This is a genomic window from Pseudoalteromonas phenolica (assembly GCF_005886345.1).
Lineage (GTDB): Bacteria > Pseudomonadota > Gammaproteobacteria > Enterobacterales > Alteromonadaceae > Pseudoalteromonas > Pseudoalteromonas phenolica_A.
Window position 1 is genome coordinate 163,923 of sequence record NZ_PNEC01000013.1, and the last position, 12,342, is coordinate 176,264.

Consider the following 12,342-nt stretch of genomic DNA (forward strand, 5'->3'; position numbering starts at 1 on the left):
TAAAAGTGAAAATTAGAACGCATTTGGATGTTCTACACCCGTCCATGCTTTATACAATTTAGCCTGACGTTCAGTCGGGGCATTAACTGCTTTCACCTTTTTAGGTTTATCAAAGTCAGATGTAAGCTTTACTTTTGTCGTCATAAGTTGATGACGTCTAATAAAGCTTGCAGTAACTTCTTGCTCTGGCTCAAACAAAGCCAGCGTCTCTTTTAATGACTTACGTACTTGACGTCCATCTAAAGCAACTAACTTATCTCCGGCTGTTAAACCACCTTGCCATGCAGAACTTTCTCTCGCTACATGATTTAAAATAAGTAGCTCGCCATTAGATTTTGCCATCACATCCAAACCAGCAACGGCTTTGCTATTGTCTGGGCGTGTATATTCTAAGCCAACAGTTGCAAGCAGCGCATCAAAGTCAATGCTGATCGGTGATTCAACATTATCTTTCCACCAGTTTGAATAATCCCGACCTGAAATTTGCTTTAAAATATTCTGAACATCTTGGCTATTGAAACTTTTAGGTAATTTAAACTGTTTATATAGCTCTGAATGCACATCTCTATAACTTACTTTACCTTCACTTTTATCTAATAAGTCAATATCTAGTGCTAGTGACACTAATGACCCTTCTGAGTAAATATTAGTACTGAAGTTACGCCCATGGTCGCCACCTGCGTTGATCCACTTATCAAAACTGGTTTCAGCAGCAGACTGCACTTCTCTACCCGGCGTTTTCAAATGACGTGAAATTGTTTTATTCAGATCTTTATAAAACTCTTCATTGGTTGTTATGCCAGCACTCAATAGTAAGTAATTTTCTAAATAACTGGTTGAACCTTCAGACAACCACAACAAATCAGAATAATTAGGTGCAATGTAATCGTATGGCACTAAGCCTGCTGGACGGTAGTTTTTTACATTCCACGTATGGATAAATTCGTGCGCAGCCGTTGCAATGAAACCAATATAATCATCACGCTTAGCAAACGAATCTCTATGCCTTTGGATTATTGTAGAGTTTAAATGCTCAGTCGCACCGCGAGCACCGCTGGTCGCATGTACCATAAATACATAACGCTCATACGGGTAGTCATGCCAAATTAGGCTGCCTGTTTTAACAAGCTTTTTGAGGTCAGAAAGCATTAATCCAACATCGTAATTACCCTCGCCCCAAATAACGAGTTCATATTTACGACCATCAACTTCAAATTTATATAAGTCATTGATACCTGTTTCGATTGGAGAATCTAATAAAATATCGTAGTTATCCGCTTTAAAACTATGCTTGTCATCAGCGAAATCCATCCCTGAGACCGAACGCCACCCTTTTGGCACATCTAGGTCTACAGTTACTGGCTCTTGTCTAAATGAATCACTGAACATAAAGAAGCCTGATGCATCAATAAATGCGTGGCTATCATCAATATGACGAGAACGCATGCCCAATTGATTCGCATAAACTTGGTATGAAATGTTGACTTCTGTTGGCTCATTTAAATGTACACGCCATGTATTTTTATCAATCTTTTTCCATTGAAGATTCTCTCCGTTTTCACTTTTTGCACCAAAAAAACGAATACCATTGGCAAGGTCTAAAATTTCATAGCGACCTGTTCGCCAATCTGGGAGATGTACATCTAAATGCGCTTGAGCTGTTTTCGGAAAAGTAACTTTAACATCACCTAGATGATGCGCAGGCTCGTGTATCGATAATTTATATTCCACATCAGCAAATGCAGGAAGAGCTGCAAAAGCAGCCAGAAAAGAAAGTGTAATTTTATTCATAAATTTATTAATCATCCAAAGGCATGAGTCGAGAATATCAAACTATCTGTATGAAACAGAAAAAAAGAGATAAATTGCAGTAACAAAGGCTTGTGATGTTATGTAACAAACAAATTGCCTTCAAAAATTGAATAATTGTTGTAAACTTATAGCGTTAATGAATTTATAGATGGCTGATTATTTGTGACCGATAAAGATGCGCTAATTGAAAAAAAACTACAACAAGCAGTCAAAGCTCGAGCTGCGCTCGAAGATGCGCACAAAGATCAAATCACAACGTTTAGTAATTTTGCTGCTAGGTTAGCGGTTAGTTGTAAAGGTCAAGATGTCGCGCTTGATAATCAGCTGGCTAAATTTCGACAAGCGCTAACAAAAGGGGTCAGTTTTGATGATCTTGCACCACTAATCAACAACATAACAAAAGCACTTAAAAATCAAGAAATCGTTAACGCTGAAAATCATTCAAAACTTTCTGTAACCATTTCTGAAGCTGGTAAACAATTACAAAAATTAAAAGGTATCCCTGATGATACCCGACGTAAACTACGTTATTTGTTAGATACAGAGTTGCCAGAGGTTAATGTAAGTTATGAGTTTTTACCTGTATTTGAAAAACTCATAACAATTTATAAAAAGGTTTTATCATCTAAAGTAAGTTTAGATGGTGATAATGCAACAACGTCAAAACCTGAATTGGCCAGTGAACTTCTTACTTTAACGAATGAAATTACTTTTGAAGATGATGTAGCAAAAGAAGTTACTGACATAAAAACAACGCTATCGCAATCTGCAGAAATCGATGTCTTGTTAGATTGTTCAATTGCAATTATTCAAATTATTGCCAACAGCATAGCCCGTGAAAGGCAGTCAGCTCAGGGGTTCTTAGTTTCATTAAATCAAACGTTAGAAGAACTTCATGCTTCTATCATCAATACCACTAACTCAACTAAGCATATGAGTGAGGAGTTATCCGGTTTAAACAAACAGATAGAAACTAAAATAAAGCTACTTAATGAACAAACACAAAAAGCAACTTCAATTTCAGATTTAAAAGAATTAGTAGATGGTGAATTAAAACTATTAAGACAAGATTTAGTTAAAAGAGAACAGCTTGAGCAACAAGACAAGGCTGCATTACTTGATAGTTTTGAACAGATAAATACACGTATTGGTGTTTTAGAGACTAAAGTTAATAAATATAAGAAAAGACTTTCTGAACAACAATTTAAAAGCTTACTAGATGGTTTGACAAAGTTACCCAACCGGGCTGCTTTTGACGATAGGTTCAATCAAGAGTTTCATATGTTTGAACAGCATGGTGGTGACATTACATTAGTGGTCATTGATGTTGATTATTTCAAATCTATTAATGATCAATATGGTCACAGTGCAGGAGATAAAACCTTACAAGTTATCGCTAGAGCACTTAAAAAAGCAATTAGAAAAGCAGACTTTATCGCAAGGTATGGTGGAGAAGAGTTTGTACTCATTATGTCTGGCATGCCGATTAGTCATGCAAAAGCACCACTGGAAAAAGTCAGAAATACAATCAAAGCAATTCCGTTTAAATTTAAGAATAAACAAGTACAAATAACCGTATCTTTAGGAGCGACACAGTTTAAAAAAGGTGACACACCTCTAGCAGCCTTTGATAGAGCTGATGACGCACTCTACGAAGCAAAGAATAATGGTAGAGACCGCCTTTGCATTCGTAATTAACAAGGAGAATGCCTATGCAAGTCCAATTAAACCCAACTGGTGTACTTAATTTACTCTCTAAATTAGAGGTTGATCTTTTACAAGCCTCTTCAAGCACAGAAAGGTATAAACTTTTCAGAAACTGCGTATTAGCAGTATTAAACGTCGGTAGTCATACTGATTCTAGCAGTGAAATCTACGACAAATACCAAGATTTTGATGTAAAGCTCATTGCCAGAGAGCGCGGCATAAAAATTGAGTTAGACAACCCCCCTGAAACTGCCTTTGTAGATGAAAAGATTATCACAGGTATCCACGAACATATCTTTTCTGTTATCCGTGATTTGTTATTTATTTATCAACGCCACGAGCCTACTGAAGACGAGCAACAAATTACACATATGGTTTTTGATATGCTCAGAAATGCATCAGCATTACCAGTTAACACCGACCCGAACATGATTGTTTGTTGGGGCGGTCACTCAATCAGTGAAGTCGAGTACAAATACACCAAAGAAGTTGGTTATGAGCTAGGCTTACGCGGGCTTAATATTTGTACAGGTTGTGGACCTGGAGCCATGAAGGGTCCAATGAAAGGTGCAACAATTGGCCATGCAAAGCAGCGGATTACAAGCAACCGTTATTTGGGGCTGACTGAGCCAAGTATTATCGCAGCTGAGCCACCGAACCCCATTGTTAATGAGCTTGTAATATTACCCGATATCGAAAAACGTTTAGAGGCATTTGTTCGTGCAGCCCACGGCATTATTATCTTCCCAGGTGGTGCAGGTACTGCTGAAGAGCTTCTATATTTATTAGGGATATTGTTGCACCCTGATAACCAGAAACAATGCCTGCCCGTTATTTTAACTGGCCCAGAGTCCTCAGCTGATTATTTCAAAGAAATCTGCCAATTTGTTGAAGATACACTAGGTGAAGAAGCTTTAAGTAAGCTTGAAGTGATTGTTGGCGATCCACAAAAAGTGGCTGTCACTCTAAAGCAAACTATGCCTAAGGTTAGAGAGTATAGAAAATCTCAGGGCGATGCATATTACTTTAACTGGACGCTAAAAATTGAGCACCAGTTCCAAATGCCATTTGACCCAACTCATGAAAACATGGCGAATTTGAACTTATCCTTAAATCAAAATAAGGAGCTTCTTGCAGCTGATTTACGTAGAGCATTTTCAGGTATTGTCGCCGGTAATGTTAAGGATGAAGGTATTAGAGAAATCAAAAAGCATGGACCTTACCAGCTTCATGGTGAAACATCACTAATGGAAAAAATGGACACCCTATTACAGGCATTTGTAGAACAAGGCCGTATGAAATTACCTGGCAGTAAATATACGCCTTGTTATGTAGTGAACAAATGAGCAATACTTTAGTACTAATTGATGCGCTAAACTTAGTTCGGCGCATCTTTTCAATTGAACCTAATCAAGAAAATCTAGCTGCAGTCCAAAATACAGCTCAAAGAGTTTCAGCAGCAACACAAAAAATCTTAAATTTAACTTCAGCAACACATGCAATTGCTGTGTTCGATGGCGCCGCAAGTTGGCGTTATCATTATTACAAACAATACAAATCAACCAGAAAACCAATGCCAGCTCAGTTATCTAAAAATATGTTGATGATAGAGCAAGCATTCGAATCTTCTGGGATACCAGTATACCGTCCAGAGCAAGATGAAGCAGATGACATAATCGCAACGCTTGCCAGCAAGGCAAGTAAAGCGGATATAAAAGTTAAAATAATTTCTACAGATAAGGGGTTTTTACCTCACCTAGATCAAAACATCGATATTTATGACTATTTTAAAAAAACATGGCTAGATAAGCGTCAGATTAAAGAAAAGTTTTTAGTTGAACAAGCACAGCTAACCGAACTTTGGGCAATGGCTGGAGATAAAACCAATGATATACCCGGGATTTCTGGTGTTGGTGTGAAAACTGCACAAAAGTTGTTAAATGAATATTTCACTTTTAGTAAAGTTTTGGAATCAAACGACCTTAAACCAACAGAAAAGAAAAAGTTGTCTTTGGGTCTTGATGATTATGTGATCAGCAAAAACTTAGTTACCCTCAGAACGGATATTCATCTAGGTTTTAATTTAAAAAACTTAAGATTAAATCGTTAAAAAATCGTGGCGTTTTAACTCGAGTTTAATTTGATATACTTGCCATGTTTACACTCTTGGATTGATCATGATAAAAAAAATACTTCGTTATATCATTCTTGGCTTAGCTGTCTATGCCAGTATTGTGATGCTAGTGATCAATTTTTATAAAGATGATCCTCAAGCCATGATTTGGCAGGACAGAGAAGCTTTTAATAATCGTTTCATTTCCAAACTTGATGAAAAAACAATAGTACCAATTGAAGACGTTTTAGAAACGCTTGGTAGCCCTGATCTCACTTACGTGTCGCAAGAAAAAGAAGACATTTTTCAGATAATTTATTACAGAACTCAACTTGTAAAATCTGATGGCATTACTACTCAAGACGAGTGTACAGGTCTTTTATTTAAAAATGGATTGCTACTGGTGTGGGGTGATAATGCAACATTGGAATATGACAAAGTAAGCAAGGACTAACGTGAGCTTAAAAGTTACCCCAACTCAATTAAAGAAGATCTTTGAACATACACACCAAGTTTTAAGACTTTATTATAATAAAGACAAATGGACTGTTATTTATCCTAGCATTACGCAATTAGCTGAAAGGTTTGTGCAATGTTATAGACAGCAACCAAATACATTTCATGCACATCTACATATTTTTGCTAAAGAACAAGGTTATACAACAAACCTAGTTGTTAACCAGGCTATTTTGGTAACCGCAATATGTGAGTCGTTGCGTTTTAATAAAGAATTAACCGAAACCTTGGTTATTTCAGCTATCGCTGACCAAATTTGTACGAGTAATGAAACTAATAAACTCGCCGCTGGACAATCATTATCTGAGCAAGCTGAACGTTTAGTGATTAACCGACATGCACTAGCAGTAAAAATGTTAAATAAGGGCAATGTTCCAACGGGACAAGTGCAAAGGATATTAGCTCGATTGGAGAAATATTCTACAGCTATTACAGGTGTAAACCCTACCCCACTTTATGACAATCCAAGCATCATTGTAGCGATTGCTATGAGAATTGCTAAAGCAATTACACCTAGACGAAAAATAAAAACATTTTCAATAAACCAAGCAATCAAATCTCTTTATTTAAGCTGTTATAACGAATTTGCACAAAATGCTCTCAGCGACTTAGCACAACAACTGGTCAATTATCCTGCAGGGCTTTCAGTTTCATATAAAGGCGAAGATTGTCTAGTATTGGCTAAGCAAAACAATGTTAACTTCTATGCTCTATTAATTGACAACCAAGCACGCCAAATAATTAAAACCTCTCAGCCTTTACATGGTAAATATAAAACTAGGATTATTAATGACCCCATTCTACTTTATAAGATTTGGTTTAATGAACAGTTACCTCAGGTAGAAAAAAAACGAGAAAATAATCTCATTCAACTGGATACCATCTCTAAACTTGGCAACACAAAATATCCTGACTTTAAACAGATAGAGAAAGCACTAACTCATTTTGAGCATCTTGAAACTGCATTACGTTCAGCTTCAAAGCAATACAATAGACAAGGACAAAAAGCTGGAAGCATAAGACACAGCCTTACTATGGTTGGGTTAGATACAGCCGCATTATTATGTCAGCGTGTACTACTAGAAACTATGATAACTAATATTGCACATCCTTTTGCAAGCGATATTGCTTGCAAATACTCCCACATAACTAAGGTCATCAATTTATTAATAAGTAAGAAACATGCTGAGAAGTTCGAATTTTATTTATGTCCTTTTACAGCATTTATCTACTTCTTATTGCAACAGCATCCAGAAAAACTAATGCGCTTTATTCATTTAGAACAGGATGAATTTTCGAGTAAACCGATATCAATAGCCCAATTATTCGGACTCAAAGAGTGCCAGAATGATTCTTTAGAATCTTATGTGAAAAGTTACTTTTCAGAGTCATTTTCACATAAAGCATTACTGAATACCGAAACAAAAACTAAAAGCCAATTAAGTAATGTAGATAAAGAATTTTTAGCTATAAAGTTTCTAACCATCTCAACTTTGTTCAATGTTCACATAGAGACATCTTGGCAAAAACAGATTACCGAAAACGTTTTGCATTTATTTGATTGGAAAGATACTACAGAGTTTGAATTAGCATTATTAGAGTTATCCCCACAATGTGTTATCGAGTAATATTTATTCTATAAATGAAATCAATTGCAAACATAATTCAAATCTATATGAAATATCCATTCCTAACTGGCATAAGCTTGTATAAATTGTTATAAAACGCGCTTAATTTTTCAAGCGAACGCACACCAGACATCTTTGTTTACTACAATGTTTATTTAGTAGCCTTTTGGCTTGGTGTGACAAAATATATTGATAAAGGAAACCACAATGGCAAAGCAAACTATCACTGTAATTAAAGGCGATGGAATCGGTCCTAGCATCATTGACTCAGCAATAGAGATCCTTAACGCTGCAGGCTGTGATTTTGATTACGAATTTGTTGATGCAGGCCTAACTGCGTTAGAAAAAACAGGTGAGCTTCTACCAAAAGAAACACTAGAAGTAATCGAAAAAAATAAGATCACTTTAAAAGGTCCTTTAACTACACCAGTTGGTGAGGGTTTCACTTCTATCAATGTAACGCTACGTAAACAATTTGGCTTATATGCAAACGTTCGCCCTGTTAAGTCATTTGCAGGCACTAAAGCGCGTTACGATGACATAGATATTATTACTGTTCGTGAAAACACACAGGGTATGTACTCGGGCTTAGGTCAAGTTGTTTCAGACGATGGCAATGAAGCTGAAGCAATGTCTAAGATCACTCGTGAAGGCGCAGAAAAAATCGTTACTTTTGCATACGAACTTGCTCAGCGTGAAGGCCGTAAGAAGGTAACTGCCGTTCATAAAGCAAACATTCTTAAATCAACTTCAGGGTTATTCTTAAAAGTTGCTCGTGAAGTTGGTGAACGTTACCCTGATATTGAATCAGCAGAGATGATTGTTGATGCAACATGTATGAAGTTAGTTATGACACCTGAAGAATTCGATGTAGTTGTTACAACTAACTTATTTGGTGATATTTTATCTGACTTATGTGCTGGCCTAGTAGGTGGTTTAGGTATGGCACCTGGTGCAAACATTGGTGAAAACGCAGCAATCTTTGAAGCTGTTCACGGTAGTGCTCCAGATATTGCAGGCAAAAACCTTGCAAACCCAACATCTGTAATTTTAGCGTCAATTCAAATGCTTGAGTACCTAGAAATGGGTGAGACTGCAGATCGCATCCGTAATGCAGTGGCTGATGTAATTAAAACGGGCGATAGAACTACTCGTGATTTAGGTGGTAGCCATGGTACTACTGATTTCACACAAGCTGTTATCGACCGTTTGTAATACATTAAAGATCTCGGCTTGAGTATTGCCGAGACTTTTGTACTGGATATTTTTAGAGCTGCTATTTAGCAGCTCTTCTTATTGCGACAAAACCTAGAAGTAGCAAATAATATATGCTTCCGCCTGAACTTGAACCTTGCGATTGCGGTAATGAAATAGTGATTTGCTCCGATTTTGACTCAGTTTGGTTAGTGTCTGTATCTGTTACTATCACACTGACATTATAAGTTCCTGCAGAATTATAAGTATGTGATATAGATAAACCCTCTCCAGAGTTACCATCTCCATAATCCCAATCTACCTGATATTTACCACTTCCGCCTGACACTTTAGCGTTTGCAGTCAAGGTCAAAGAGTATGAACTAAGATTTGGCTCAATTGACAAAGGAACCGTCAGAGTGAATTGTTTACTTTGAGTAACTGTTTCACCATTTTCATCAGTAATTTTTACACTTACTGTATAAGTACCACTTACTTCATAGGTATGCGTAATAGATGCACCTGTTGATTTATTACCATCACCAAAATCCCATTCAATTGAATATGGTTCAAGACCAGCCTCGACATCAACAGTCCCAGTTAATACACCGTTTGCATGACTCACGTTAAAGTTAGTTATTGTGAGTGGCCGGGTTAAGTTAATGCTTAACTCAACTTCATTAATTTCACCTGACAATTTAATTTGCTTAAAAGTTACGTCATAAGTTTTATAACTTTCAAATTCAATTTCAGGGTATAACTCTTTACTTTGCTGACCATCTGAAAACGTCCACTCAAAGCTATCAGACTCTTCCAACACAAAACCATTTGGGCTAAATAACACAGTTTTATTTGATGCCTTAAAAGATATTGAATATGTTCTGTCGTAGCCAATTTGAATTTGCGCTTTGTCAAAATCTTCTGATACATCGATGAGTTCAACATTAATGCCATATTGAGGTAAATTCACACCAGACTCGGCTTGAATAGAAAAACTATAATCTTTTCTATCAGAAAAAGAAGTTGATGGAGATAAGTTATCATCACCTAAACCAGCTGTTTGATCTATTAATCTTAAAGCAGCATCTCGGACTTGAATTGCCGATATTGCTGGAGAAACTCCATCTGTTTTATATATAGGCCTTTGATCTGTATCTATTAGAAGTAAATCTCCATACCCAGGGTGTTCAGAGGTATTATTATTGTCATAGTTTTCGTTAGAATACCAAAGCGTTAAACCTGCAGGATATTGAGACAGTTTTAAGCCTTCGTCAATGCCTTGATGACTTCTTAACTGTAAATAATAGGCATGCTCAGCACCAGATTTATACTGCCCTATTTTTCTGAAACCATTTAATTGAACTGTATCATTGTTTTCAGCTGCATCTATATAGATGACGTTATTATCTGCGGTTACTTTTATATCGTCTATGACGATACCAAAATAAGAAACAGCTTCATCGCTTTGATACAAAAAAGTGATAGTAGCTTGTTGACCTGAAAATTGGCTTAAATCGTAACTGAGGTTAACAAATTCACCACTCACTTTATCACCAGCAAAAGAGTTTCCATCTAGGTAATGACGTATATTAGGATAAGTTGGGTGACTATCTTTTGTCGCGTTACCAGCTACAGGATTTGAATTAACATAGACTTGAAAAATATCGTAATCTGACTCAATACTAAATTGGCTCAACATTTGAAGTGAAATCGTACTCGCTTCTGGCAAAGTCAAAGAAAATGACATCTGGTTGTTAATTTTATTACCCTCTCCTGAATAATACTGAAAATTACCTGAGTTTGGTTTAATGAAATCTTCTAATGAGCTCGGTAAGCTAATTTTAATTTGATTATTTTCTCCCGTATGCACGCCTCTATGTGCTAAATCGAATCTTGTAGATGTATTAAGCGAGGTTAAATTTACGCTAGTTTGGTTTACCCATTTGCCACCAAAGCGGTTTTGTAGAAAATCTAGATTTTTAGGACTAAACATTACAGGCTTTGAACCGCGTAATTCTCCCATCCAACTACCACTGGACATCACAGACCAATTAGCAACAGGTTCACCAATACTAATGTCTTTTAAATCATATTCATCTGGTAATCCCAAATCATGGCCAAATTCATGAACAACAACACCAATACCTGCATCAATTGGATTAATTGTATAATTAAATGCTTTCAGATCAGACCCTGTGATTTGCTTAGGTTGGTTATTCTCAGTGACAAAAAAACGATGTGACCAAATTGCATTTTGGCCTAACACGCCACCGCCCGCTTCTTCTCCTATACTCGAGTGGAATAACAAAATGTGGTCGATAACACCGTCAGGTTCATTAATAACGCCATCACCATCTACATCATTTAAATCAGTTTGATCATAAGGAGAGAGATCAACACCTTGTCTAACTAGTGATTCAACGGCTTCAATAACTAATTCGCTAACATTAGCATCTCTCTCAGTACCATTTCGATTGCCATAGTATTCGGCATTTTTACTGACAGTTATCCAGCCATAAACATCACCGTTTAGATCAAAATAATCCCCTGTTACCTTCTGATAATATTGCCTTGCAGTCATTAAGTTTTCGTTATTTGGTCCTAAGTAACCTGATGTCGAAAAAAGTAAATTTTTATAATGGTCTAAAGAATAGTTGTCGTAGAACATATCTGTATCTTCAGGCTCTAGACCCGGCGAGCTTGATTTTAGGTCCGGAAAGTCAACTAGAATGGCTAAAATATTAACTTTTGATAAAGTATCATTTACGCTCTGAAAGCTGGATATTTTACTATGCGAGTGGTTTATTCTTCTTGGTTGATTAAAAACTGAAACAGAAGGAACAGACTTCAGTTTTCCACTATTAACTATGTATGAATTCAAAAGCTGGCTTTTCTCATATGTACTTAACTTTCTTCCCAACTTTTTTTCTTGCCAATAAATAATTCGCTCGTCATCCATTCGTAATTTATCTGGCATAGCATAAGAAGTGAAACTTAAGAAATGTGTAAAAGTTACTAATAGGAAAAATAATGTTAACTTCATAGAGGCACCAAAACATCAATTAAAACAAAATATTATCATTTGTATTGAATATAGTCTCTATGTTCACACAGAGAAAAAGCACAACTATTTTATTCAAAATACTCTTTTAAAATAGTGCAAAGAAGCAATTCATTCATTTTTTATTTCTATAAATGAAAAAATAATTCAACTTTAGTACTAAGCAACTTGACTTATGCATATAAAAATCCTTTAATGTTTTTGTTCAAATTTAGTAAAGTTTTATATATCAAGTTATGAATTTAAAATTAATTGTAAATGTCGTACTCGTACTGGTCTTTCAAAAAAGCTCAGCGGGGACGTATTAACTT

The 12,342-nt window shown here is 36.2% G+C and carries 8 protein-coding genes; 6 read left to right on the forward strand and 2 right to left on the reverse strand.

What is annotated here, in order from left to right:
- Nucleotides 1-12 precede the first annotated feature (12 nt).
- Complete coding sequence (locus CWB72_RS07195) at nucleotides 13-1,791, reverse strand: M61 family metallopeptidase (protein ID WP_138630243.1); 1,779 nt, start codon at nucleotides 1,789-1,791, stop codon at nucleotides 13-15.
- 183 nt (nucleotides 1,792-1,974) lie between these two features.
- Here CWB72_RS07195 and CWB72_RS07200 point away from each other — a divergent pair, with 183 nt between their 5' ends.
- The 6 genes from CWB72_RS07200 (at nucleotide 1,975) to CWB72_RS07225 (ending at nucleotide 8,991) form a co-directional block, all read left to right on the forward strand.
- A complete protein-coding gene (locus CWB72_RS07200; RefSeq protein ID WP_138630245.1) occupies nucleotides 1,975-3,510 on the forward strand; it encodes a GGDEF domain-containing protein in 1,536 nt (511 codons plus the stop codon).
- A 14-nt stretch (nucleotides 3,511-3,524) separates the two neighbouring features.
- A complete protein-coding gene (gene ppnN, locus CWB72_RS07205) occupies nucleotides 3,525-4,865 on the forward strand; it encodes a nucleotide 5'-monophosphate nucleosidase PpnN (protein WP_138630247.1) in 1,341 nt (446 codons plus the stop codon).
- On the forward strand, nucleotides 4,862-5,629 hold the full coding sequence (gene xni / locus CWB72_RS07210) for a flap endonuclease Xni (protein ID WP_138630249.1): 768 nt from the start codon (nucleotides 4,862-4,864) through the stop codon (nucleotides 5,627-5,629). The genes ppnN and xni overlap by 4 nt, the downstream gene beginning before the upstream one ends.
- A 67-nt stretch (nucleotides 5,630-5,696) precedes the next feature.
- Complete coding sequence (locus CWB72_RS07215; RefSeq protein WP_130254830.1) at nucleotides 5,697-6,086, forward strand: DUF3192 domain-containing protein; 390 nt, start codon at nucleotides 5,697-5,699, stop codon at nucleotides 6,084-6,086.
- A 1-nt stretch (nucleotide 6,087) separates the two neighbouring features.
- The gene (locus tag CWB72_RS07220; protein ID WP_138630251.1) at nucleotides 6,088-7,776 is read left to right on the forward strand and encodes a hypothetical protein; all 1,689 of its coding nucleotides are present in this window, start codon (nucleotides 6,088-6,090) and stop codon (nucleotides 7,774-7,776) included.
- A gap of 207 nt (nucleotides 7,777-7,983) precedes the next feature.
- Entirely contained in the window at nucleotides 7,984-8,991 is a 1,008-nt protein-coding gene (locus tag CWB72_RS07225; protein WP_130254832.1) for an isocitrate dehydrogenase, read from the forward strand.
- Between the two features lie 61 nt (nucleotides 8,992-9,052).
- On the opposite strand, the gene CWB72_RS07230 is transcribed toward CWB72_RS07225, so the two are convergent.
- Nucleotides 9,053-12,013, reverse strand: coding sequence for an immune inhibitor A domain-containing protein (locus CWB72_RS07230; protein ID WP_138630253.1), 2,961 nt, complete (start codon nucleotides 12,011-12,013; stop codon nucleotides 9,053-9,055).
- Nucleotides 12,014-12,342 lie beyond the last annotated feature (329 nt).